Origin of the sequence: Hyphomicrobium sp. ghe19 (assembly GCF_902712875.1) — a bacterium.
Classification (GTDB): domain Bacteria; phylum Pseudomonadota; class Alphaproteobacteria; order Rhizobiales; family Hyphomicrobiaceae; genus Hyphomicrobium_B.
The window spans coordinates 2,240,660-2,264,140 of sequence record NZ_LR743509.1 but is presented as its reverse complement, the minus strand read 5'-3'; the positions used below and the strand labels follow the sequence as shown (position 1 = coordinate 2,264,140).

The following is a 23,481-nucleotide window of genomic DNA, read 5'->3' as shown; positions in this document are numbered from 1 at the left end:
CTACCGCTCCAAGCTTTCATAATATTCGTCGGCGCCGGGGGCTAGCACCCACGGGCCTTCCTCTTCCAATTCCTCTACCGCCTTCGCGATCACGCGGTCCGAAGCGGTTGGGAATTGGCCGATCAACACGTCTTCAATGTCAATCAAAGGATAAGCGTATTCGCCGCCGTCGCTTGGCGATCGATCGACGGCCCGATCATAGATGCTGACAAACCACTTGATCATCTCCTTAGTTGTCGGCTTTTTCGTCGGAACGGGCGGCGCCGCTTTTGGCGTTGGCTCGCTCGGGGGCAAAAGGGCCGGAAGCTCCTGAGCGCTCAACGCAACTTTGCCGTGTTGGCTCTTATGTCGGCGCTCGAGTTTGGCGGTGTCCTCATCCGGTTCCACGCGCGCAGGATTGATGCCACTGCTCATCAGCGCGCTACGAACATTCTGATTGTTCCTGACATGCTCGTCTCCGATCGGACGGACGCCGCGTAGCTTATTGGCGCGCGTGTTGTATGCGGTCATCTCGGCGGCGAGGTCTTTCGCCCGAATAATCACCGTCGGCAAGCGATTTGCCAACGGAGCGCTGCCGCATTTCAGGCGGTCTTTCATCTCTTTCGTCGTCAATCCGAAGAGCGCCTCGTCGCCGCGGCTTCGAATAATGGAAAAGCCTGTATCATCAACGCCATGATTGTATAGAGCCGAACTCAAATCTTTCTCAGTCTGGGATAGCTGGCGACGAGCCTCCAATCTTTCAACTTCAGCCAGGTGCTGCTCAAGAAGCTCCATCGATCGCGTTTGCATGGCGAAGTAAACTTGCGCAAACGCGATCGCCTCTTTCGTCGGATCGCCGTTCAGCGCGACCAAGTATGCAGCGAAGCGCGAGAGTATCATCCCTTCCGGCGGCCGGCCGCGCCCCGATTTTTTAATGACCCCATTAAAAATTCGGTCGCCGGTTATGTCGAGATCGCCGACAACGGGGATGAAGTGGCGGCTCGCATCCTTTCCAGCGCTCGTACAGGCTGTGACGGCGCGATCGATGGCACTCTGAAAATTCTGCCAAGACTCGTAACCGAACAATGGCATCAGACCGCGGGCGCTCCACGCCTCTACGCCATCCATAGTGAACCGTTGCTCTTCGAATGCGCTGGTCAGCTTAGCAATTTCCGACTGACGAACACCCATCTGATGCCGCTCCCCGCTCAGATAATGCTGAGCTTGTTGAAATACCATTTTCTGACGAATCAAGAGTCTTCATGGCAGGCCAGCGGCCGTCAAGATTTCCGAGCGCGCTTTTCAACGCTCTTCTTTAACCTTCGAAACAAGCGCGCTTGATGCTTCGGGTCCGGCCCTATATCGCCTCCCGATAGGTCAACCGCTTGCCGGGTGCTCCTTTTATCGCCCGTGTCGCGCGCGCCTCGTCATTGACGCCCAGTTTCACGCGGTTCGAATACCGGAAATCGAACTCCGCAAGGTAGCGATGCAGGTGCTTTTCCGAGCAGTGCTGGGAGACGCCCTTCATCCCGCGCTTGAAGATCGAGAAGTAGCCTTCAATCGTGTTGGTGTGGATGATGCCGCGACCGTACTGACCGGCTGAATGATTGACGAATGCGTGCATGTATTCCTTGTCGAGGTTCCGGTAGTAGCCAGCATCATCGGTGACGACCTTGGCTTCGCTCGCAAGGTTGCGCCGAATGATCGGGATGATGTTTTCTTGGTTGGCTTGGTCGATGTGGAAGCTTCGCGCTTCGCCCTCGCGGCTGACCAGAGTCAGAACGGCGTTCTTGTGTGCGTAGCCGCCTACGATCTTCGGTGCCTGCACCGTTTTGCCGATGAAGGTCTCGTCGACTTCGACGATGCCGCCACCACCGCCCATCGGGGCGAGGGAGCCCGACCGCATCGCTTCGCGGATACGGTGCGACATGAACCAAGCGGACTTGAGCGTCACGCCCAAGGCTCGGTGGAGCTGGTTCGAACTCATCCCCTTCTTGCTGGATGACAGCAGGAAGATCGCCTGGAGCCAGATCCGCATGGGGATGTGGCTGGCCTCAAAGATCGAGCCGATCTTGACGGTGAAGGGCTTCCGGCAGGCGTAGCACTTGTAGGTGCCGATCCGGGTGGACTTGCCCTTCATCTTTGAGACGCGGGCCTTTTCCATGCAGTGGGGGCATACCGGACCCTCTGGCCAGATCAACGCTTCGACGAAATCGTACGCTTTGGCTTCATCGTGGAAGTGCTCTGCGCTCAAAATCGACATGGCCCGTCTCCTATGTGCCTCAAATATATAGGAGTTCGGTTGGGTATGTCAAGTATAATATCGCCAAGGCCATCCCGCGCACAGCGATCCCAGCTTGTTCATTGGCGATAAATCCAGCATGCGATAGATCTCGGGTCCTATTCGAGACTGCACCCTTCCGAAATCGGAACGAGAGGGGTGCAACGTTTCTTATTCTTGTCTTAGTCGGCGTATCAGTTCGAACGGTAAATCTCGCTCGCGGGATGTGAGCGCAATGTGGAGCAACACGATGGCGGTCTCTCTGACCCGTACGGCGGCTGGCGTTATCATCGGGGCATTTGGCCTATGCGCGGCGATCGCGATGGCTTCAGCTCAGGACGCGGCCGCGCCGCAAGGCACACCGGCCGAGCAAGGCGCGTCCGCTGCGGCAGGTGGCAATCCGCCCTCGCAGGATGACGTGAAGCAGATCAAGCTGACGGACGAGCAGGTGACGCATTTCATCGCCGCTCAAAGCGACCTCGCATCCATCGCATCGAAAATTCAGTCGGCCGGCGACAAGCCCGACCCCGCGCTGCAGGCCGAACTCGAAAGCATTGCGACGAAGCACGGCTTCAGCAACTTCGCCGAGCTCGACGACGTGGCGGCAAACATCTCGATCGTCATGGCGGGGCTCGACACCACGACCGGAAATTTCGTCGATCCCGTCGACGCGCTGAAGAAGGAGCGCGACGACGTCCAGAAAGACTCGAGCATTCCGGAGGCAGACAAGAAGCAGCTTCTCGATGAGCTGAACGAAGCGATCAGCACGACGCCGAATCTCAAGTTCAAGGAGAACGTCGATTTGGTGAAGGCACACCGCGCCGAAATCGAGAAGGCGTTGCAGCAGTAGGATAGCGCGCGCTGGCTAGCGGTGAGTTGGCCCGAAAATTGGCCAGAAGCCGACGAGAGAGCCGACCAGAGAATTCGGCCAGAGAATTGGTTAAGTCCGCATGCAAGATCTTTCGCCAGCCGGCGCGCCATTGGTCCTGACCGACGTCGTCGAGCCAGGCATTGTCCGCCTGACATTGAACCGGCCCGAGGCGCGCAACGCTCTTTCGCGCGCTCTGCTCGATGACTTGCGGGCAGAGATCGTCAGGCTCGGCCAGGACAAGTCGGTCGCCGTCATTATCCTTGCGGCGGCGGGTAAGGTCTTTTCATCCGGTCACGATCTGAAGGAATTGACCGCGCACCGCACGGACCCGGATGGTGGAGAAGCCTTTTTCCGGGACACCATGACCGCGTGCTCGGCAATGATGTGCGCCATCGTCGCCTGCCCGAAGCCGGTCATCGCGGCCGTCGAGGGACGTGCGACTGCGGCGGGCTGCCAGCTTGTCGCCACCTGCGATCTGGCCGTTGCCGCGACGTCGGCGGACTTCGCGACGCCCGGCGTCAACATCGGGCTGTTCTGCTCGACGCCCATGGTGGCGCTCTCGCGAAACGTTCCCCGGAAGCGCGCGATGGAAATGCTGCTCCTCGGCGAAGCGATCTCGGCGGCCGATGCGGCGGCCTACGGTCTCGTGAACCGCGTCGTCCCGGATGGCGATGTGATGCTAGAGGCTCTGCACATGGCGCGCGCGATAGCATCGAAATCGAAAGCAACGGTCGCGATCGGCAAGGCGGCGTTCTACAGGCAAGCCGAACTGCCGCTCGATAAAGCGTACGCGTACGCGAGCGAGGTAATGGTCAAGAATATGATGGAAGCAGACGCGGGTGAGGGCATCTGCGCATTCCTCGAAAAGCGCAAACCAGAATGGAAGGACAGCTGAGTTGGAGCCGCGGCTTTCTTTCGTCACGCTCGGCGTCGCCGACGTCGCAAAGGCACGCAAGTTCTACGAAGCGATAGGCCTTCGTGCGTCCGCCGCAAGCAAGGCTGAGGTGGCGTTCTTTGACCTCGGCGGAATAGTTCTTTCGCTGTTCGGCCGCGAAGCGCTGGCCGGTGACGCAGGCGTGCCCGCCAGCAAACCTGGATTTTCCGGCATCTCTCTGGCCCACAACGTCAACTCGGAAGCCGAAGTCGACCAGGTTCTGAATGAGGCCGTCTCCGCGGGTGCAAAGCTGTTGAAGCCCGGCCAGAAGGTTTTTTGGGGCGGGTATTCTGGTTACTTCGCCGACCCGGATGGCCACCTTTGGGAGGTTGCCTACAACCCCTTCATGTCGCTCGACGCTGAGGGCCGCGTATCCATTCCGGCACCCGCACCATGACCATCGACGGATTGAGTGACGAGGAAATCCGCAGCCTCCTGAAACGCGTCAAAACATTCGCAGTCGTTGGTGCGTCTCAAAAGTCCGAACGCCCGAGCAACGGCGTCATGCGCTTCCTCATCGACGAGGGTTATGTCGTTAAGCCCGTCAATCCCGGGATCGCCGGCAAAACCATTCACAACCAGTTGGTGTACGCGCGCCTCGCCGACGTGCCTGCACCCATAGACGTTGTCGACGTCTTTCGGGCGTCGGAGGCAGTGACGGACGTCGTGCGCGACGCGATCGCGGTCAAGGAAAGCACAGGCGCAAGCGTGATTTGGATGCAGCTCGGCGTCATTAACGAAGAAGCCGCAGCGATGGCGCGTGCAGCCGGCTTCACCGTCGTGATGGACCGTTGCCCGAAAATCGAAATCGCCAGATTGATGCTGAAAGGCAAATGTCAAACAGACTGACATGCCGGACCCTGATGCGATGCCGGAAACATCTTAGAAAGCGGACGGCGCGCCATTCTTGGGCGCGGCATCCTGACATTCTAAATCTTCAGGGCGAGCATGCCTAGGTAAACCTGTTGCCAGACACAATCCGGCTGGGCTGTTCCCGTAGGAACATTGCTCAGCCGTGCAGAGGTACGAGACTTTGCGTTCCCTCGGCAAATGAGGCATATGCCTTTGAAGACCCCGGAGCCACGGTAACAATGAAGTCGGGTACCTTGACGTCTGTAAAACTGCCAGCGGACTGGTCGGTGGAAACCATTCTCCCGATCGAGTTCCAGGGGCAAGAGCTGATGCTCGAAGCCCATGCCTATCGCGGAGAGACCGATGAAGAGCAGATTTTGGCGCTCGTGCATCGCGATGCCGCCAAGTTCAACGGTTCAGCGCCGATCCCAGTCGTTCGCGTTCATTCCGGCTGTGTGACGGGCGACATCTTCCACTCGCTGCGCTGCGACTGCTACCAGCAGCTCCAAGCCGCTTTGAAGATCATCAGCGACGTCCCTTATGGCGCGATTATTTACGTGCCGTACCACGAAGGTCGCGGCATCGGCCTGTTCAAGAAAATCCAGGCTTATGCGTTGCAGGACCAGGGGCTCGACACCGTCGAAGCCAACATCGAGGTCGGCGCGCCGATCGATAGCCGCGATTATGGCCTGACCGCGCGCGTGCTAGCTGACCTTGAAATGCCGGAGATCAAGCTCCTGTCGAACAACCCGGCAAAGGAGCAGGCGCTCAAATCGCACGGCATCCGCGTCGTCGAGCGGCTGCCGATCGTCGCTCTGCCGAACAAGTTCAACGAGCGCTATCTCGAAACGAAGCGCGCCCGCATGGCTCACAAACTCTAGGCAACAGACGCTAAGCGAGACGCTAAACGATCGGCTCGCGTGGTTTCTCTGTCGTCTTCGGAACGGTGAACCCGCCCTCGGCGACGAGACGCGAGAAGAGGCCGCCGCTTTCCGCGAGTTCGACGAACTGCCCGCGCTCCACGATTTTCCCCTGATCGAGCACCAGGATCTGATCAGCATCAGCAACGGTCGAGAGCCGATGCGCGATGACGAACGTTGTGCGGCCCGCGCGCAGCGTATCGAGTGCCCGCTTGATCTTGGCTTCCGTCTCTGAATCAAGCGCGCTCGTCGCCTCATCGAGAATGAGGATCGGCGCATCCTTCAGAATGGCGCGCGCAATTGCGATGCGCTGACGTTCGCCGCCCGATAGGGACAAGCCGCGTTCCCCTATCACGAAGTCATATCCACCGGGCTTCCGCATGATGAAATCGTGCGCTTCGGCGAGACGGCTCGCGTGCTCGACTTCCGCATCCGTCGCACCGGGCCGGCCGATGCGGATGTTTTCGCCGATCGAACGATTGAAAAGTCCCGCGTCCTGAAAAACGACGGCAATCGCGCCTCGGAGCGATTGCAGCGTAACCCCGGCGATATCCTGATTGTCGACCAGGATGCGCCCGGATTTTGGCTTCAGGAAACGTTGCAACAAGCCGATCGTGGTCGACTTGCCCGATCCCGTGGGGCCGACGAACGCAATCGTTTCCCCGGCCTTCACTGCGAACGAAAGATCGCTGATGCCCTGCGATGCGCCCTCGTAGCGAAAGCTCACATCATCGAACGTGACCGCGCCTTCGACGGTACGAAGCGGTTGGGCGCTGGGCGCATCGACAGGCGCGCCAGCTTCATCGATGAGCCGGAACAACGCCGTGAGCGTCGGAGCCTGCTGATCGATCCGCACAGCAAACCCCGACAGCGCATCGAGCTTCGATATCAACAGCCCCGCGAAGGCGACGAAGCTGACGATCTCGCCGACGGTCAGCTCACCGCGCCCGGCCAGGACCGCGCCAGCGGAGAAGATGATGACCATCGTCAAGGTCGCGGCCGAGCGCTGCAGGACGGTCAGCACGCCCCACCACGTCAACACCGGGTATTGAGCGGCAAGAAGATCCCTCGCCAATCCTCTGAGCGCATCGGCTTCGGCCTTGAGACGCCCATAACTCTGCACCACGGTCACGTTGCCGATGACGTCGACGACGCGGCTGGAAAGCGCGGTTTCGTGCTCCTCGACGGCCGCTTGGCCAACGGCTGTACGCTTGACGACGACCACGTGCATCAGCGTGTAAACGGCCGCGAGCGTCACCAGAATGACCGACATCCGGACGTCCATTGCGAACGCTGTCGGCACAAGCAGGATGATGCCGAAAACCGTCGCGAGCTGCTCGCGCATGACGCCGAGCCAGAGCCAAAACAGCGCACTCATTCCGGAAAGGATCGTCCGTATGGTCGCCCCCGACCCCCGAGTGGCATGTGAACTTTGGGGCAACGCGATCGTTTTTTCGAAAATGCTTGCGAGATGAGCCATCTTCTGGCGATGCGCGAGGCGGTCAGCGTTTATCCCGACGATGACACCGGCGAAGATCCCGAAAAGACCGAGGAGCGCCCAAAGTCCAATGTAGAAGAATGCGCTTTCGCCTTTGCTCAGGGCATCCACAACCCGCCCGAACAGGATCGGTTCGGCAAGTTGTGTAACCGCGATCACCACGCCTGCTGCTGCGAGCCCCATGGCGAGGTATTTTTCGGGAGCTAAAAGAGCGAGCGCGCGCGTATAGATTGCAATAAGGCCAAGCGGCTTCGAATTCATGTTTGGATGCTATGTAAGATGAGAGGAAACGAATGCCCTTAGCGAGGAGTCCGAAATCCCGATGCCGGCCCAAGGGCGTTACGATCATTCGACTGCGTTATATCACTCCGAGATCTCATGACATCCGGCAAAATTAGAAATGAAGGTTCTGTAACCAGCAGCGGCGGCAAATTGGCCGAGACTGCCGGGGGGACGCAGTCGATTTTCAATCCCATCGTCAATGCGCCGGCGGACCGGCCGTTCGTCATCGCGCAGCTGGGCCAATCCCTCGACGGACGAATTGCGACGGCGAGTGGCGACTCGCGCGGGATTAACGGCGCAGCCGCCCTGGATCACCTGCATCGGCTGCGGTCCAAGGTCGATGCCGTCGTCGTCGGGATCGGAACGATCATAGCCGACGATCCGCAGCTGACCGTCAGGCGCGTCGACGGTCCGCAACCGGTCCGCGTCATCATCGATCCGAGAGGACGCCTTCAGGCGTCTGCACGCTGCCTCGCGACGGGAGAAAGCGACTGCATCGTCGTGACGAGCAGCGAGCAGCTCGTGCCGAAAGGCGCCGAAGGGCTCGTAATAAAAGCCGCCGCGCCGCGGATCGAGCCCGCCGACATCGTCGAAGCGCTTTTCAAGCGAGGGCTTAAAAAAATCCTGGTGGAGGGCGGGGGAACGACGATCTCGCATTTCATCAATGCCGGAATGGTGGACAGGATTCACATCCTCGCTGCTCCGCTGATCCTGGGTTCCGGAATTCCCGGACTGTCACTATTGCCGATCGGCAGCGTCGACGAAGCGTTAAGGCCGGAAACGGCAGTGCATGTTCTTGACGGCGGCGATGTGCTGTTCGATTGTGATTTGAGGCATCAGCGGCGAGGCTAGCGCATGGCTCAAGATCCCAAGTACGATCTCCCGACGTACACGCCGACTGCTCGCGGCCTGCATTGGCTGATAGCTTTGCTCGTTTTCATTCAGCTACCGCTCGGCTTTTACATGGCCTACCGGGGCAACGAGATGCCCGGCGTCAATGAAAAGGGCGAACCCGTCAAAGGCGTCTGGGACGCGCTGACAAACACAATGTACAGCTCGCATAAGGTCATTGGGCTGACGATATTGCTCTTCGTCATCCTGCGCCTGCTCTATCGTTTGACCCGTGGGGCGCCGCGATCCGATCCGACTGTTCCTCCGGCGCTTACGGGCGTCAGCCATCTTGTCCATTGGAGTCTTTACGCGCTGCTGATCGCGGTTCCGGTCATCGGCTACACGGCGATTTCCTACGGCGGCTACCTTGACGTCTTCGGGGTCCACCTTCCGGCCATCGCCCAAAAGAACGAAGACCTGTCAAAGGAAGTCTTCGAGTGGCATGAGACCGGCGCAGTCTTGATCGTCGTGTTCGCTACGATCCATATCGCAGCGGCCGTCTATCATCGGTTTATTCGCAGGGACCGTGTCGTCGAGCGAATGATCCCGAAGCGGGCAGCCTGAACGGCAGCGCCGGTTTCAGGGTGGTGCGGCGAAGACGTCGGTGTGTCCGACAAACGCTGCAGTCCGCGTAACGTTCACCCAACCGACAACCGACTTGGCGTCGACCCCGCCGCTTTCAGTCACGGCGACCGCATGTCCGCGGATCAATTCGTCTATCAGCATCCGGTCGTTGCGCTCGAGCCGCCACGGGCTGTCCCCCTCGACGACGACGTGCCCGTTGATGCGGAATTGATCGACAAGGTGCGAACCCGCGAGCGGTCCCGCAGCCGGGCCAAAACCTTTGTCCCGCATCTGGTGACGTTGAAAGGCTGCCGTCATTTGATTGTCGGCGGGCCGGTGTGGCGTCCACTTTTGAAGGCCGTTGTAGGTCAGCGTCGCATAAAACGACGCGCCGACAGCAGCGACGGCTTTCGCCAACGTCCGTATGTAGTCTTCCGACGTCAGATCGAAGAAGGCCGACGCTGTGACGAGCTGAGGCTTCTCATCGAGAAGCATTTGCGTGTCGCGGGCGAGATCGGCGGTCTTGAAGGCGACTGTGATCCTGAGACGCCCTTTTTCGAGCTGAAGCGTCTCGCCGGCTTCCTCGTGCCGGTCCGACCATTTGATGAGCTTTGCTTTCGCCACGTCTAATAATGCGGGGTCGTGATCGACGAGCGTCCATGTCTGCCGCTCGGGCAGCAAAGCCGACGTCGCCCTGAGATTAGCGCCAGTGCCGGCTCCCAAATCGAGAATGCGGAGATCGCCTCGGAGCGCAAAGCGTGCTGCCACAGCATTGGCAACGCCCGCATTGCGCGCGCGCGCGTCTGCGGCTTCGCGCAGGTCGAGCCATTCGGGTGAGAAATCGCTCACGGGCGTAATCCAAGAATGACGGCTGCAATGCGCCGCGCTGTTTCGTGCCAGGTCGGCAAGGTGCGGCCAGCTTCCCAGGCCGCATCGGCAAGCCGGTCGCGAAGCTTCTTATCGGTCAACGCGCGCTGCAGTGCCGAGGTTAGCTGGCCGACATTGCCCGCTTCGACGTGAAGCGCCGCGGCTTCGCCCGCCGTATCGGCCGCAGCACCACCGGCAGCCAGAACGATCGGCAGGCCGCGAGCCATCGCTTCGGCGAGGACCATTCCGTATCCTTCAAACAGCGACGCCGAGACGAAGAGATCGGCACAATCGTAGAACCGCTCGAGCGTCGCCGGCACGACCTTGCCCGCGAGCGTAACGCGATCTTCAAGACCGTGCTTGGCTATCGCGCTTTGAACTGCCTCGACGGCCCGCGGATGCCGGTCGAGCGCGCCCGCGATCGTCAATCTCCAATCTATTGCGTCGAGCGGCGCCAAAGCTTCGACGAGAACGTCATAACCTTTACGCGGCATGACGGCGCCGACGGCCAGAATCTGCAACGGCGCGCCGGTGCCGGTCGCCCGCTGCGCCGGGTCTGTTCCAGGCTCCGCGATCGTGATCTTGTCAGGCGCAATCGCCATGTTCTCGGTCAGAATGCGCTTCGTCGCGCGGCTCGTCACGATGATGTGGTTGGCCCGCTGAAGCGCCCGCTCTTCGCTGGCTTTGAGCTCGACCTTGCGCGCGTGCGGCAGCCCCGTTTCAAGAAACAGCGGATGATGGACGAGGCCGATGACGCGTCCCGGAATTTTGCCAAGGATCGTGTCGGGAAAAGCGCCGTAGGCGAGGCCGTCCACCAGGAGCACAGAATCCGCATGCCGCGTCTCGAGAATGCGGCGCGTTTCATCGAGATCGTTCGCATCCGGATTTGGAAACGAGCCGGGCAGCGAGAGAACCGATACCGGAACGCCGAACGCCGGCAACAGTTCGATCACGCGGCGATCGTAGGCATAGCCTCCGGTCGTCGCTTTGAGATCCCCCGGTATGGCGAAAGCGGCTTCAGCCACCGATAGACCCCTCGTAGCTTGCGCGCGCCAAGTCGGTTTCCGACAGCGTTACGCGAATTCGTGAAAGCGTTTTTCCGTCCTCGCCAAGTGCACCCGAAGCGGCAGCCTTTGCTATGCTGTCGAAAATATATTTGCAGAGAAATTCCGTCGTGGTCAGGGCGCCCTTGAATTGCGGCAGTACGTCGAGGTTCTGATAGGCGAGCGGTTGCAGCGTCGTGCCGAGCACGCTCAAAGCCGCGCCGATATCGACGACGACGTTCTGCTCGGTCAGCTTCTCACGAAAGAACGCAACGTCGACGACGAAGGTCGCACCGTGAAGGTTCTGCGCCGGTCCGAAAAAGGGATTGGGCAGCGAATGGGCGATCATGATGCGGTCGCGAACTTCGACGGAGTACATGGGTGGTTTCAACCTGTGAGAATTAATAGCGGACGATGGGCGGAAGGTCGGACGATGACCAGATTTTCGGAAGCGCCGAGGGCAGATCCTCGAAATTGACGGCATCGGCGACGAGCGCATCTAGACGGTCGTCGTCGAGCATGGCAATCGCCCGTTCGAGGCGGTCTTTGTGTTTCAGTTGGTGGCGGTGGAGAGGTGCCACGTGCCCCACCTGCGATGAGATGATCTTGAGGCGGCGACTGTGGAACGCGCCGCCGAGGTTCACGGTCACGGAGTTTGTCCCATACCAGCTCATCTCGATCACGCTGCCCTCGAAGGCGCAAGCGTTGATCGCCGTCTCGAGGCCAGCTGACGTGGCGCTCGCGTGAAACACGATGCGGTTGCCGGCGGGGACGTCCGTGTTGGACACGAACTTGATCCCGAGCTTCTCCGCGTATTTCGCCCGCGCCGGATTGATGTCGGTGATCGTGACGTCCGTTCCCGAAATTCGGCTCGCGAGATGCGCGGTCAGCAATCCGACGATGCCGGCGCCGACCACGAGAACACGGTCGCCGAGCGTAGTCCCCGCATCCCAATGGGCGTTGAGTGCGGTCTCCATATTGGCCGCGAGCACGGCGCGACGCGATGGCACGTTCTCCGGGAGGATCGCGAGCAGCGCTTCCGGAGCGTGAAAATGATCCTGATGCGGGTGCAACACGAAAGCGCGTTTGCCCGCCAATCTCTCGGAACCCGCCGTCACGATGCCTGTCGCGGAATAGCCGTATTTGACGGGAAAGGAGAAATCTCCGGCTTGCAACGGGGCACGCATTCGTGCCCATTCGCTTCGAGGGATTTCGCCAAGCGCGACCATGCGTTCGGTGCCGCGGCTGATTGCGGAATACTCCGTCGCGATGCGTGCTTCACCCGGTGAAGGCGGAGAGAGGCGTTCGGGTCGAACTTCCGCAATGCCGGGTTTGACGTACCAGAGGGCTCGGGCAACCACGATCTGGCCTTGGCTGCGCCTTAAGCGCTGGGCATTGGAGTCGAAGCTGCTCTGCGGGTCACTCATTGCGAAGGATGGTCCGTAATGACGATCGGTGCCGAGCACGACGGGGTGTCGGACATTAACAGAACGATTGTCGTCGAGGCCCCAAGCCTTACGACTCCCGCAGGCCTGGACGCAATAGCCACGCTGAACAAGCGGCGGCGCGTTGTCCTCTTTCTCAATCTAGCGACGTGGCTTCTCATCGTGCTCGTCGCCGGCGTGATTTTCACGAGCGGGGGCTGGACTGTCGTCGGCATCACGATGGTCATTTGCTTGGCACTCGGCGCACCCTGGCCGGTTCTTGGTTTCTGGAATGCTGTCATCGGCCTGTGGCAGCTTCATGGGACAAGAAGGAAAACGCACGCCGAGCCGTATTACGAAACGAAGGGCGATCAGTCGCCCCTTACGGTTAATACCGCAGTCTTGATGACGTTGCGTAACGAGGACCCGGCGCGTGCGCTGCTGCGTCTGAAAACCGTGAAGGCAAGTCTCGATCGGATGGCGGAGGCAGGTCGCTTCTCCTACTTCGTGCTGAGCGACAGCGATCAGGGTGAGATCATCCAGCGCGAAGAAGCGGAAGTTGCGGCGTGGAAGCAAGCCGACCCGGATCCCGACCGCATCATCTATCGCCGGCGAATCGGCAATTCGGGTTTCAAAGCCGGCAACGTTCGCGAGTTCGCCTTGCGCTGGGGTTCCAATTACGAGTTCATGCTGCCGCTCGATGCGGATAGTCTGATGACGGGCGAGGCCATCGTTACCCTCGTGCGCATCATGGAGAAGCATCCTCGCATCGGCATTCTGCAAAGCCTTGTCGTCGGCACGCCGTCGTCGTCGGCGTTCGCGCGCATTTTCCAGTTCGGCATGCGGCTCGGTATGCGGACTTACACGATGGGCCAGGCCTGGTGGGTGGGAGACTGCGGACCGTTCTGGGGCCACAACGCGCTTGTTCGCGTCGCGCCCTTCGTCGAGCATTGCGCAATGAAGGGTCTGTTGAAGAGCGAGACGATCTTATCGCACGATCAGGTCGAAGCCGTTCTCATGCGCAAGGCGGGCTACGAGGTGCGCGTGCTGCCGGTCGAAACGGGCTCCTACGAGGACAATCCGCCCGACGCGCTCGAATTCATGCGCCGTGACGCGCGCTGGTGTCAGGGCAACATGCAATATTTGAGATTGATCGGAATGCCCGGCATCGAGCCGGTGAGCCGCTTTCAACTCATTTGGGCGATTCTGATGTTTCTTGGCGTTCCGGCATGGACGCTGCTCGCCGCCATCCTGCCGCTCGCCGTGCTGAGCGCGGAACGACAGAACGATTTCCCCTGGTTTGCCGTCGAGACGATATACGGCCTCCTTTTGTTGATGCATCTCGCACCGAAGCTTGCGGGCATAGCGGACGCCATCCTGACGCCGGGCGAGATCAACCGCTTCGGCGGTCGGCTGAGATTTGCGTCGAGCGCGATCATCGAGATTTTGTTCTCGCTCGTTCTCGGCGCGGTGACCACGATACGAACATCGATTTTCATGTTCGGGTTATTGTTCGGCAGAACGATCGTCTGGAACGGCCAGCGCCGCGACGGCGGCGGCGTGACATGGGGCGACGCCCTCCGATGGCTTTGGCCGCAACTTCTCTTCGGCGTGCTGCTCTACGTGGCCATCGCGCTTGTTTCCCCCGCCGCGCTGCTTTGGAGTTTGCCGCTGACGGCGGGTTACGGGCTTGCGGTTCCCTTCGTCGTTTTCACCGCGAGCCCCGCCGTTGGGCGCTTTTTCCGCCGTCATGGCATAGCGGGGATCCCTGAGGACTTCGCGCCACCCGCCGAAATCCGAGCCGTTCAGGCGGGGAGCTGACCTCATGGCGTCACCGGCTCTCGCAGGCGTATTCCGGTCGCTGCGGATCTATCTCGGACCTGAGGCCCCACGCAGCGCCATGGACGCGCTCTATCGCCGTTTCGTCGAACCGGGCGATCTCGTGTTCGATGTCGGCGCGCATGTTGGTGATCGCGTTGCCTCATTTCGCCGACTCGGTGCCCGCGTCATCGCGATCGAGCCGCAACCGCTGCTCTTCTCCGCGCTAACCCACATCCACGGGCGAGACCCATTGGTCGAGATCATCGACCGTGCGGTCGGCGCAGAAGCAGGCACCCGCGAGCTATTCGTCAACACGGCAAATCCGACCGTCTCCACGCTGTCTGAAGAGTTCGTCCACCAGGCAGAGGGCGCAAAGGGCTGGGAAGGCCAGATATGGGACGGGCAAATCCCGATCGAGGTCGTGACGCTCGACGGCCTCATCGCGCGCTACGGATCGCCGTCGTTCGTCAAGATAGACGTCGAAGGCTTCGAAGACGCGGTGCTGCGCGGACTGTCGCGGCCGATAAAGGCTCTGTCCTTCGAGTTCACGACGATTGCACGCGATGTCGCAATGGCCTGCTTCGACCGGATGTCGACGCTCGGTGACTATGGCTACAACGTCGCGCTGGGCGAAAATCAGACTTTGTCATTCGATCGCTGGCTTTCTGATGCAGAGATGGCTGGCTATCTCAGCAATCTGCCGCACGACGCGAACTCAGGTGACATCTATGCGGTGCTTCAGCCGTGATAGACTGGGCAAGCACGAAGTGGCTCGCGCCAAACGCGTTTCACGAAATCTGGAAGAATTAAATTGGAGTGGGGAATGCCCTTGTACGTTCGTCTGATCGCCACCGCGCTGCTGCTCATGGCGGCGCCGCTAATGCCCGCGCGCGCCGCGTCGCTGGACGGTCTTGCCGTCGACGTCGTGAACGAAAGCGAGCCGGTGCTTTGTGCCGAGAAGGACAACGTCGCAGTCTCGTTTTCCAACCAGAACGTACGAGCATTTCGCATCGAAGCGGCCCACCCGGTTTATCTGACCCCGAGCATGCGCGCGAACGTCGAAGCCGACTGGACTGCGTGCGATATGGCGTCGGACCCGAGCTATGCGGCGCCTAACCCGCCCAAAATGGTGACCCTTTATGAGGACACCAAGCTTTGGATCGTCGGTTTCACGTATCCCTCCTTTTGGCGTCCTGCCGTCACGACCGTGCGCGTCGGAGATCACGTTGAAAGCGGCCTACACCTGTTGCAGGTCTGGTTGAAGCGCGACGATGGCGCCGAAGAGGTGCTCGTTCTCTATCCGCAGGACGGTTACTGGCGTGCCCGCCCGCTGACCCCGTCAACCATGCGCAATACCGCCTATGGCTCGTCCTTTATCGTCGGCCCCATCGAGTATGACGGCCGGCCCTTGGTCAAAATCAAGGAAGTGTCGTTCGATCCGGCAACACGCACTTTCAATCTCGCATTCGAGAAAGGCGGCTCGGCGTCCGTACGGATGGTCTCCGTCGACGACAATCGCCAAGCCATTGACGTCGTCTTCGATCATGGGATCAGCGGCGGCCCGTTCGCGATGTTGAGATCGATGTACATCACGGAATTCAACAACGACACGGCGCGCATCGCTGTCCGCGAGCAGGGAGGCAAAGGCTGGCGCGAGGACAACATCATGAAGTTCGATCACGCGCGCGCAACCGACATTTGGATCGGCCGGCTGGTGCCGTCCCAGCACAACACGACATCGCCCGATGTCGTGTTCAACAGCTTCTCGGATGGCCCGGCGCCGAAGCGCCCGAAAAGCGAGCCGCCGCCTCCGCTCCCCGTAACGAAGGCCGAGTGAGCGGAACGGTTACCAGGCGAGTTCCAGCATGGCGCCGAGGGCGGGCGGCGCACCCGGTCCGAACAAATCGCTAAGCTTCGTTGCCGAGAGATCGAGCCCTTCGACGGTCTCATGGCGATGAATGCCGGAAGCAATGAAGAGCGCGTCGCAACCGTAGTTCTGCGCGCCCTTCAAGTCCGTTCGTAGCGCATCGCCTATCACCAGAATCTTGTCCCGCTCGACATTGGCGTTCCGAAGCGCTTCCGCCTTTTGATGCGCCGTCTCGTATGTGTTGAGATACGGCTTTCCGGCCCAGAAGACTTCGCCGCCCATGTGGACGTAGAGATCCGCGATCGCGCCGGCGCAATAGTAAAGCGTTCCGCCGACATCGACGACGAGATCCGGGTTTGCGCAAACGAACGGCAAGCGCTTTGCGAGCGCGTCATCGAGAAGGGGCCGGTAATCGTTGGGCGTCTCGTTCCGGTCGTCGTTGAGCCCTGTGCAGATGATCGCCTCCGCCTCCGCGAGCGGAACGGAGCGGGCGCGAAGCGCCGAGAACAGAGCCTGGTCGCGATCCTGAGGGCCGATGCAGTGCAGCGCTTTAAACCCGCGCGCTGTCACATGGTCGAGTGCAAGATCGCCTGATGAAACGATATCGTCCCAAGCGTTCGCCGGAACCTTTCGTGCCGCGAGCATATCGGCAACGCGCCGCTTGGGAACCGGCGCATTCGTTACGAAGATAACCGTGCCGCCGCCGTCGCGAAATTTTTCAAGCGCCCGGCAGGCCCCATCGAATGCCGTTTGCCCGTTATGGACGACGCCCCAGACGTCGCAGAAAACCACGTGGTAACGAGTCAAGATCGGGCCGGCGTGCGCCAAGATCGATGGAACGTTGGCCCCGAGGCGGGGCGAAGATGCTGACAAGATTTGTCTCATTCATATGCTGGCGTGAGGCGAACAGACACGCGGTTTTGATTAGTTCGACTGGAGCGGAAGGGATAGGCGGTCAGTTATAGGCCATTGAGTTCGCGATCAAGTTCATTTCGGATGAGCCAAATGAGCCGATTGTCCGGTTGCTCATCCTGAGGCTCGAAAGCCGCTGCCTCGTGACGCGGGCCAAGTCTGAAACATTGAGCATAACATTTATGCCGCGATAGGACTGGCTAAAGCGCCAGTAGCTGCATGACTCGCGCACACACAACATACACAAAATTATTGTTTCATTTGCATGCTGACGAATTTTCGAAGATGCGATTTCTCGGATAAATTTGATGAAGCCCGGCGGCCGTCCGTCCTCTAAGCCTATTTCGCCACGCAACGCCAACATCCCTTCCCGTCGAAAAGCCTCCAAGGCTAAAGCGGCGCGCGGGTTCTCAAGGGCGGGAAAAAAGCGGATCGAAAAACCGAGCGGGCCCTTCGCTCGCGCCATCAATACCATGATCCGCGGGTTGTCGATGTTCGACAAGCGACAGCGGCTTGTCGTCTGCAACAACTTCTATCGCGAGCTTTACGATTTGCCGGATGCGGTGACGGAGCAGGGGACGGCATTTGTCGATATTGTCGCCTATGTCGTGTCGAATGAAACCGATTATACCGCGAAAGAAGCTCACGCAATCCAAGAGCGACGGATCAAAGATCATCTTGCTGCACTCTCGGAAGGCAAATCTTTTTCCGAAGTCAGGCATCTGAAGAATGGCCGGGTAGTCCTCGTCACAAGTCAGCCTTTGTTGGATGGAGGCTGGATCGGTATACACGAGGACATCACCGAAGAGCGGCAAGCAGAAAAAAGAATCGAATGGCTCGCTTCCCATGACACGCTGACTGAACTCTTTAGTCGTGCTTACTTCCACCAACAGCTCCAGGGCGCCCTCGCAAGCGGCAGCGAAATTGCTGTTCTCTGGATCGATCTCGACGGCTTCAATAGCGTCAATGACATGTTCGGTCAGCCGGTCGGCGATGCGTTACTGAAGAGCGTCGCGAGGCGCTTGATTAAAGTCGTTCGTAAAGCCGATGTTTTGGCGCGGCTCGGCGGCGACGAATTCGCGCTGATAAGGTTCGGTGCCGCAACGCACGAACAATTGGAACGATTGGCGCAGCGGCTGCTCGCTACGATCAGCACCGAGCACAGCCTTTTGGGTCGCAAGGTACATATCACCGGATGCTTGAGTATCACGCATGCCCCGGAGCATGGCCGGACGCCCGATGCGATCATGAAAAATGCGGATCTGGCGCTCCATTATGCCAAGACGTCAGGGCGCGGCAGCTACGCATTTTACGATCCGGAGCGCGATTACGAGAGCGGCCGCGTAAAGCTGCTGGATTCGGACTTGAAGCTCGCCTTGAAGAAGAAGCAGTTCGAACTTCATTACCAGCCGATCGTCGACATCCTTGGCCAATGCGTGAGCGGCTTCGAGGCGCTGATACGCTGGCGACATCCCGAGCGCGGCATGATTTCACCGGCCGATTTTATCCCCTTCGCGGAAGAGAGCGGCTGGATCGTGGAGATTGGCAACTGGGTACTGTCGCGCGCGTGCAAAGATGCGGCAGCATGGCCGGCCGAGATAAAGGTAGCCGTCAATCTATCATCAGTTCAATTTGAGAAAGGCGATCTCTACGGCGCCGTCACCGGGGCACTTTCCGCGTCGGGTTTACCGGCAGACCGGCTCGAGCTCGAGGTGACGGAATCTGTCCTGCTGCGCGATCATCCGAAAACGCACGATCTTCTGCATAAGCTTCGCGCGCTCGGTATCAAAATCCTGCTCGACGATTTTGGGACCGCCTATGGGGCGCTCAGCTATCTGCGGAGCTTCCCGTTCGACATGCTCAAGATCGACCGATCTTTCGTGCGGGATTTCGGAACGGCCGATGAGCGCGATTGCGCAGCGATCGTCCAATCTATAGCCGAACTCGCAAAGCGCCTGCGCATGACGACGGTCGCAGAGGGCGTGGAGACGAAAGAGCAGCTGGCCATGGTCACGAACGCGGGTTGCGAAGAGGTCCAGGGTTTCTATTTCAGCAAACCGGTCCCAGTCGGCGAAATCGCCGCAACGATCACGCGCGTTCGGCAAATTTTCTCCCGGGCGCTCGAAAAGAGCGCTTGAGGGTAGCTTGCCGGAAGATTTGACGAATTATCGCTTCGGCGGTCGTAAGGAAGCGGATCTCGCGTTAGCGTGCGATTCATCGGGGAGGTTCGGCGCCATGCCGGACTGGGATGAAAGGGAGCGCCATGCTGGTCGTGACAACGAACGACATTCCAGGGTATCGCATTGTCCGTCATTTGGGGCTTGTACGCGGGCTGACGGTCCGCTCCCGCAGCGTCGTCGGCAACATTGGCGCGGCGATCCAAATCTTCTTCGGCGGCAATATCTCGGTTTATACGAAACTTGCCGAGCATACGCGCCAGGAGGCTTTCGACCTGCTGGTCGAGCATGCCCAAAGCATGGGCGCCAACGCGGTTATTGCAATGCGATATGATGCGAACGAGATCGCGGCGGCGGTCACGGAAGTTCTGGCCTACGGCTCGGCCGTCGTCATCGAGCCTATCGCGGGGGCGGGCGCGACGTCGAGCGACGCTGGAGGGCCCTGGACAGCCCCGCGGACGGTTCGTTAGAAAAAAGGCGTCGCCGGGGCTGACAAGCTCGAAAACATCAGTTAAGGGTGCACGCCCCGAAAGAGGCTGCTCGACGATCGGGTTTTCGCTCGTATCGCGTTAGGGGTGTAGCTCAATTGGTAGAGCGTCGGTCTCCAAAACCGAAGGTCGGGGGTTCGAGACCCTCCGCCCCTGCCAGCCTCGTGACGGTTTGATCTGCCGACCGACCCGGTAAAAGACCGTGGTCGGGTGCGGCATGTTGTCGCTTATGCGCACGGAAAGCAGTTTTGATGGCGAAGTTCAATCCCATAACCTTTATGCAAGAAGTTCGGCAGGAAGTCGCAAAGGTTACCTGGCCGACTTGGAAAGAGGTGTGGATCACGACTTTGATGGTGCTCATCATGGTCGCGCTCGCCTCTGTTTTCTTTTTGCTCGTTGATCAAGCGTTGAGCCACATCGTGCGTTTCGTCCTAGGGGTGGCCAGCTGAAAACCGGCTCGCATATTCGATTTGAGTGACGCGCCAGAGGGCCTTTAAGAATGGTTGTCGCGCAAGAACGCGAAGATAAAGCTACGGTTGCCGGTACGCGCTGGTACATCGTGCATGCTTACACGAATTTCGAACGCAAGGTCGCCGACGCTATACGCGAGCGGGCCAAAGCGGGCGGTCTCGATAATCTCTTCGAAGAGATCGTCGTGCCGACGGAAGAAGTCGTCGAGATCAAGCGCGGCCGGAAGATCCCGACCGAGCGGAAATTTCTGCCGGGCTACGTGCTCGTCAAAATGAAGATGACCGACGCTGCGTTCGTCATGATCAAGAATACGCCCAAGGTGACGGGCTTCCTCGGCGCGGACAACAAGCCGATGCCGATCCCCGAAGCCGAGGCGATGCGCATCTTGAATCAGGTCAAGGAGGGCGTCGAGCGGCCAAAGCCGACGATCACCTTCGAGATCGGCGAGAACGTCAAGGTGGCCGACGGCCCGTTTGCCTCGTTCACCGGCATCGTCGAAGAGGTCGACGAGGAGCGCTCGCGCGTCAAGGTCGCGGTGTCGATCTTCGGACGTCCGACGCCTGTCGAACTCGAATTTACGCAGGTTGAAAAAGTTGCTGCCTGACGTCGCCGTGTCGGTGTCGCAGGCAGAAAAGTTCCGGCGCTGTGCCGCCGGAGACCGCGTCGGGATTTGAATTCCGGAGCGGCGATGTGCGGGAGGGCGGGTCATCCATTGCGGAGGCCGGTCCGTTTGACCGCTAACCCTGAGCCCGGCCATCCGGCGCGGGCTCTAACGCTGAAGGGGAACTATGGCGAAGAAAATAGACGGCTTTATCAATCTTCAAGTGCCGGCAGGGGCGGCCAATCCGTCGCCTCCGATCGGTCCCGCGCTTGGTCAGCGCGGCGTCAACATCATGGAATTCTGCAAGTCCTTCAACGCGAAAACGAAGGACCTTGAGCAGGGTACACCGATTCCCGTGAAGATCACGGTCTACTCCGACCGTTCATTCACGTTCGAGATGCGCCAGCCTCCGGCGACGTATCTCATCAAGAAAGCTGCCGGCCTTCGCCCCACGGGCAAGGGCGGTCAGGGCTCGAAAGAGCCGGGCCGTATCGTTGCCGGTCAGGTGACGATCGACCAGCTGAAAGAGATTGCCAAGGGCAAGCTCAAGGACATGAACACCGACGACCTCGACGCCGCCGCCCGCACGCTTGCGGGTAGCGCACGTTCGATGGGTCTGAAGGTGGTGGAGTAGTCCGATGGCAAAAGCTCAAATCAGCGCTGAGAAAATCAAAGAGACGCGCGATGCCGGTGGCAAGCGCATGGAAGCGATCAAGCAGGGTCTTTCGGCCGGCAAGTCTTATGGCGTCGACGAAGCCGTGAAGATCATCAAGGATCGCGCCAAGGCGAAGTTCGATGAAACGATCGAGGTTGCAGTCAACCTCGGCGTCGATCCGAAGCACGCCGATCAGATGGTGCGCGGCGTCTGCAACTTGCCGAACGGTTCAGGCCGTACGGCTCGCGTTGCCGTCTTCGCGCGCGGCGCCAAGGCTGAAGAAGCCAAGGCCGCCGGAGCCGACGTCGTCGGAGCCGAGGACCTCGTCGAGATCGTCTCGAAGGGCACGATCAATTTCGATCGCTGCATCGCGACGCCGGACATGATGGGCCTCGTCGGCCGCCTCGGTAAAGTGTTGGGCCCGCGCGGCCTGATGCCGAACCCGCGCGTCGGCACGGTGACGATGGACGTCGTGAGCGCCGTCAAGGGTGCGAAGGGTGGTTCGGTGGAGTTCCGCGTCGAGAAGGCCGGCATCGTTCACGCCGGCATCGGCAAGGCGAGCTTCACCGAGGAAGCTCTGGTCCAGAACATCAAGGCGTTTGTCGATGCGGTCGTGAAGGCCAAGCCGACGGGCTCGAAGGGCACGTACCTGAAGAAGGTTTCGCTGTCCTCGACGATGGGGCCGGGATTGAAGCTCGATACGGCGACCGTCGCATCGGGGCCAGTCGTCTAAGTTTGAAGAATTCCGGGGCAACCCGGAAAACCCTGAACCGGGGCTTCGCGCTTCGGTTCAGCACTGTCCGAGATTGCGGGTGCTGTTCCGGTTCGCCGGGAAGCCTAAGTCTCTCTTTCAAGAGAGCCTGCATGAGACAGAAGTTGATCGGATTTGAGGCGAGAGCCCCGAGTTCGGTTTGAACCTTCTGGGTCAGCACCGTGCCGCTTATCACACGCGGTCCACGGGAACGAGGACAGACTAGAGTCGCCCGATCCTAACTGGAGACGGCGGCAAAGGTGCAACCCGCGGAGCTTCGTAAATGAAGCTTCGCAGCAAGGAGACGAGACGTGGATAGAGCCGCGAAACGTGAGCTCATTGACCATCTCCACACAGAGCTGAAGAGCACTGGCGTGGTTGTGGTCGCCCACAACACCGGCATGGTGGCTGCTCAATCCGCAGAGTTCCGCAGGCGCGTCAAAGACGCAGGCGGCTCTGTGAAAGTGGCCAAGAACAAGCTGGCACAGCTCGCGCTCAAGGATACCGACGCCGAAAAGCTTTCAGATCTTTTGAAGGGGCCGACCGTTCTGGCCTTCTCGAAGGATCCGATCGCCGCGGCGAAGGCTGCCGTCGCTTATGCCAAGGGTAACGACAAGCTCGTGATCCTCGGCGGCGCGATGGGCAAAACCATCCTTGACGCAAAAGGCGTGCAAGCCCTTGCCGATCTGCCGTCGCTTGACGAACTGCGCGCGAAGATCATCGGTCTCTTGAATGCTCCGGCGACGAAAATCGTCCGGACCATCGCAGAGCCCGGTGCCCAGCTCGCACGCGTCATCCAGGCGAAGGCGTCGAAGGAAGAGGCTGCTGCTTAGCAGAAGCCGAGTTGTGGGGCCTTTGAGCCCTCGAAACCCACACGCAGCACGGCCCAACGGGGGTGCTGCAATTCAACCTCTAGGTTCAAACCGTAAGGACACTATATATGTCTAAGATCGAGAAAATCGTTGACGACCTGTCGAGCCTGACCGTGCTCGAAGCTGCAGAGCTTGCCAAGGCTCTGGAAGAGAAGTGGGGCGTGTCGGCTGCAGCAGCTGTCGCAGTTGCCGCACCGGCCGCAGGCGCAGCCGCAGCACCGGCTGAAGAGCAGACGGAATTCACCGTCATCCTCAAGTCGGGTGGCGACAAGAAGATCAACGTCATCAAGGAAGTTCGCGCCATCACGGGCCTCGGCCTGAAGGAAGCCAAAGACCTCGTCGAGGCCGGCGGCAAGACCGTGAAGGAAGGCGTCTCGAAGGACGAAGCCCAGAAGCTCAAGAAGCAGCTTGAGGATCAGGGCGCAGTCGTCGAGGTGAAGTAATCGGCTATCGGCACCGG

Annotated in this window: 27 protein-coding genes and 1 tRNA gene; 19 read left to right on the top strand and 9 right to left on the bottom strand. The window is 60.0% G+C overall.

Going from position 1 to position 23,481, the window contains the following annotated elements; genetic code table 11:
* Positions 1 to 1,170, bottom strand: a complete 1,170-nt coding sequence (locus AACL53_RS10875) for a hypothetical protein (protein WP_339084517.1) — start codon at positions 1,168 to 1,170, stop codon at positions 1 to 3.
* A gap of 166 nt (positions 1,171 to 1,336) precedes the next feature.
* Positions 1,337 to 2,242, bottom strand: a complete 906-nt coding sequence (locus AACL53_RS10870; RefSeq protein ID WP_339084516.1) for an IS1595 family transposase — start codon at positions 2,240 to 2,242, stop codon at positions 1,337 to 1,339.
* Positions 2,243 to 2,510: 268 nt separating this feature from the next.
* Here AACL53_RS10870 and AACL53_RS10865 point away from each other — a divergent pair, with 268 nt between their 5' ends.
* The 5 genes from AACL53_RS10865 (at position 2,511) to AACL53_RS10845 (ending at position 5,798) form a co-directional block, all read left to right on the top strand.
* Positions 2,511 to 3,110, top strand: coding sequence for a hypothetical protein (locus AACL53_RS10865; protein ID WP_339084515.1), 600 nt, complete (start codon positions 2,511 to 2,513; stop codon positions 3,108 to 3,110).
* Positions 3,111 to 3,210: 100 nt separating this feature from the next.
* Positions 3,211 to 4,026: an enoyl-CoA hydratase gene (locus AACL53_RS10860; RefSeq protein WP_339084514.1), complete on the top strand. Its 816-nt coding sequence runs from the start codon at positions 3,211 to 3,213 to the stop codon at positions 4,024 to 4,026.
* Between the two features lies 1 nt (position 4,027).
* Complete coding sequence (locus tag AACL53_RS10855) at positions 4,028 to 4,462, top strand: VOC family protein (RefSeq protein ID WP_339084513.1); 435 nt, start codon at positions 4,028 to 4,030, stop codon at positions 4,460 to 4,462.
* Positions 4,459 to 4,914, top strand: a complete 456-nt coding sequence (locus AACL53_RS10850) for a CoA-binding protein (RefSeq protein WP_339084512.1) — start codon at positions 4,459 to 4,461, stop codon at positions 4,912 to 4,914. Before AACL53_RS10855 ends, AACL53_RS10850 begins: the two co-directional genes overlap by 4 nt.
* A 242-nt stretch (positions 4,915 to 5,156) precedes the next feature.
* Positions 5,157 to 5,798, top strand: coding sequence for a GTP cyclohydrolase II (locus AACL53_RS10845; RefSeq protein ID WP_339084511.1), 642 nt, complete (start codon positions 5,157 to 5,159; stop codon positions 5,796 to 5,798).
* Between the two features lie 22 nt (positions 5,799 to 5,820).
* Here AACL53_RS10845 and AACL53_RS10840 read toward each other — a convergent pair whose 3' ends face one another.
* Entirely contained in the window at positions 5,821 to 7,596 is a 1,776-nt protein-coding gene (locus AACL53_RS10840) for a glucan ABC transporter ATP-binding protein/ permease (RefSeq protein WP_339084510.1), read from the bottom strand.
* A gap of 117 nt (positions 7,597 to 7,713) precedes the next feature.
* Here AACL53_RS10840 and AACL53_RS10835 point away from each other — a divergent pair, with 117 nt between their 5' ends.
* Together AACL53_RS10835 and AACL53_RS10830 are read left to right on the top strand one after the other, a co-directional pair.
* Complete coding sequence (locus AACL53_RS10835; RefSeq protein ID WP_339084509.1) at positions 7,714 to 8,469, top strand: RibD family protein; 756 nt, start codon at positions 7,714 to 7,716, stop codon at positions 8,467 to 8,469.
* Between the two features lie 3 nt (positions 8,470 to 8,472).
* Positions 8,473 to 9,072, top strand: a complete 600-nt coding sequence (locus AACL53_RS10830) for a cytochrome b (protein ID WP_339084508.1) — start codon at positions 8,473 to 8,475, stop codon at positions 9,070 to 9,072.
* A 15-nt stretch (positions 9,073 to 9,087) separates the two neighbouring features.
* On the opposite strand, the gene AACL53_RS10825 is transcribed toward AACL53_RS10830, so the two are convergent.
* Genes AACL53_RS10825 through AACL53_RS10810 form a run of 4 tightly spaced genes read right to left on the bottom strand, consistent with a single transcriptional unit; the run spans position 9,088 to position 12,409 of the window.
* A complete protein-coding gene (locus tag AACL53_RS10825) occupies positions 9,088 to 9,921 on the bottom strand; it encodes a class I SAM-dependent methyltransferase (RefSeq protein WP_339084507.1) in 834 nt (277 codons plus the stop codon).
* The gene (locus tag AACL53_RS10820; protein WP_339084506.1) at positions 9,918 to 10,964 is read right to left on the bottom strand and encodes a glycosyltransferase family 4 protein; all 1,047 of its coding nucleotides are present in this window, start codon (positions 10,962 to 10,964) and stop codon (positions 9,918 to 9,920) included. The genes AACL53_RS10825 and AACL53_RS10820 overlap by 4 nt, the downstream gene beginning before the upstream one ends.
* Positions 10,957 to 11,361 carry a 6-carboxytetrahydropterin synthase gene (locus AACL53_RS10815; protein ID WP_339084505.1) on the bottom strand — a complete coding sequence of 135 codons (405 nt, stop codon included), beginning with the start codon at positions 11,359 to 11,361 and terminating at the stop codon, positions 10,957 to 10,959. The genes AACL53_RS10820 and AACL53_RS10815 overlap by 8 nt, the downstream gene beginning before the upstream one ends.
* Positions 11,362 to 11,383: 22 nt before the next feature.
* Positions 11,384 to 12,409, bottom strand: coding sequence for a zinc-binding alcohol dehydrogenase (locus tag AACL53_RS10810; RefSeq protein ID WP_339084504.1), 1,026 nt, complete (start codon positions 12,407 to 12,409; stop codon positions 11,384 to 11,386).
* Between the two features lie 18 nt (positions 12,410 to 12,427).
* Here AACL53_RS10810 and mdoH point away from each other — a divergent pair, with 18 nt between their 5' ends.
* The 3 genes from mdoH to AACL53_RS10795 all read left to right on the top strand — a co-directional run bounded on the left by mdoH (position 12,428) and on the right by AACL53_RS10795 (position 16,064).
* Entirely contained in the window at positions 12,428 to 14,227 is a 1,800-nt protein-coding gene (mdoH, locus tag AACL53_RS10805) for a glucans biosynthesis glucosyltransferase MdoH (RefSeq protein ID WP_339084503.1), read from the top strand.
* 4 nt (positions 14,228 to 14,231) lie between these two features.
* Entirely contained in the window at positions 14,232 to 14,975 is a 744-nt protein-coding gene (locus AACL53_RS10800; RefSeq protein WP_339084502.1) for an FkbM family methyltransferase, read from the top strand.
* A 75-nt stretch (positions 14,976 to 15,050) separates the two neighbouring features.
* Positions 15,051 to 16,064, top strand: a complete 1,014-nt coding sequence (locus AACL53_RS10795) for a hypothetical protein (protein WP_339084501.1) — start codon at positions 15,051 to 15,053, stop codon at positions 16,062 to 16,064.
* A 9-nt stretch (positions 16,065 to 16,073) separates the two neighbouring features.
* Here AACL53_RS10795 and AACL53_RS10790 read toward each other — a convergent pair whose 3' ends face one another.
* Positions 16,074 to 16,967 carry a TIGR01459 family HAD-type hydrolase gene (locus tag AACL53_RS10790; RefSeq protein ID WP_339084500.1) on the bottom strand — a complete coding sequence of 298 codons (894 nt, stop codon included), beginning with the start codon at positions 16,965 to 16,967 and terminating at the stop codon, positions 16,074 to 16,076.
* 82 nt (positions 16,968 to 17,049) lie between these two features.
* Positions 17,050 to 17,508, bottom strand: a complete 459-nt coding sequence (locus AACL53_RS10785) for a hypothetical protein (protein WP_339084499.1) — start codon at positions 17,506 to 17,508, stop codon at positions 17,050 to 17,052.
* Between AACL53_RS10785 and AACL53_RS10780 the strand changes: the two genes are divergently transcribed.
* The 9 genes from AACL53_RS10780 (at position 17,498) to rplL (ending at position 23,464) form a co-directional block, all read left to right on the top strand.
* Positions 17,498 to 19,144, top strand: coding sequence for an EAL domain-containing protein (locus tag AACL53_RS10780; RefSeq protein WP_339084497.1), 1,647 nt, complete (start codon positions 17,498 to 17,500; stop codon positions 19,142 to 19,144). The two genes, AACL53_RS10785 and AACL53_RS10780, sit on opposite strands and share 11 nt — an antisense overlap.
* Positions 19,145 to 19,269: 125 nt before the next feature.
* A complete protein-coding gene (locus tag AACL53_RS10775) occupies positions 19,270 to 19,653 on the top strand; it encodes a YbjQ family protein (RefSeq protein WP_339084496.1) in 384 nt (127 codons plus the stop codon).
* A 101-nt stretch (positions 19,654 to 19,754) separates the two neighbouring features.
* Positions 19,755 to 19,830 (top strand) — tRNA-Trp (locus tag AACL53_RS10770).
* A gap of 92 nt (positions 19,831 to 19,922) precedes the next feature.
* Positions 19,923 to 20,120, top strand: a complete 198-nt coding sequence (gene secE / locus AACL53_RS10765) for a preprotein translocase subunit SecE (protein ID WP_092866911.1) — start codon at positions 19,923 to 19,925, stop codon at positions 20,118 to 20,120.
* A 50-nt stretch (positions 20,121 to 20,170) separates the two neighbouring features.
* Positions 20,171 to 20,746: a transcription termination/antitermination protein NusG gene (nusG, locus tag AACL53_RS10760; RefSeq protein ID WP_339084495.1), complete on the top strand. Its 576-nt coding sequence runs from the start codon at positions 20,171 to 20,173 to the stop codon at positions 20,744 to 20,746.
* A 184-nt stretch (positions 20,747 to 20,930) separates the two neighbouring features.
* Entirely contained in the window at positions 20,931 to 21,377 is a 447-nt protein-coding gene (gene rplK, locus AACL53_RS10755) for a 50S ribosomal protein L11 (protein ID WP_045835867.1), read from the top strand.
* 4 nt (positions 21,378 to 21,381) lie between these two features.
* The gene (gene rplA / locus AACL53_RS10750; RefSeq protein ID WP_339084494.1) at positions 21,382 to 22,131 is read left to right on the top strand and encodes a 50S ribosomal protein L1; all 750 of its coding nucleotides are present in this window, start codon (positions 21,382 to 21,384) and stop codon (positions 22,129 to 22,131) included.
* Positions 22,132 to 22,460: 329 nt separating this feature from the next.
* Entirely contained in the window at positions 22,461 to 22,982 is a 522-nt protein-coding gene (gene rplJ / locus AACL53_RS10745) for a 50S ribosomal protein L10 (RefSeq protein ID WP_339084493.1), read from the top strand.
* Between the two features lie 107 nt (positions 22,983 to 23,089).
* Positions 23,090 to 23,464, top strand: a complete 375-nt coding sequence (gene rplL, locus AACL53_RS10740; protein WP_045835870.1) for a 50S ribosomal protein L7/L12 — start codon at positions 23,090 to 23,092, stop codon at positions 23,462 to 23,464.
* Positions 23,465 to 23,481: the final 17 nt, after the last annotated feature.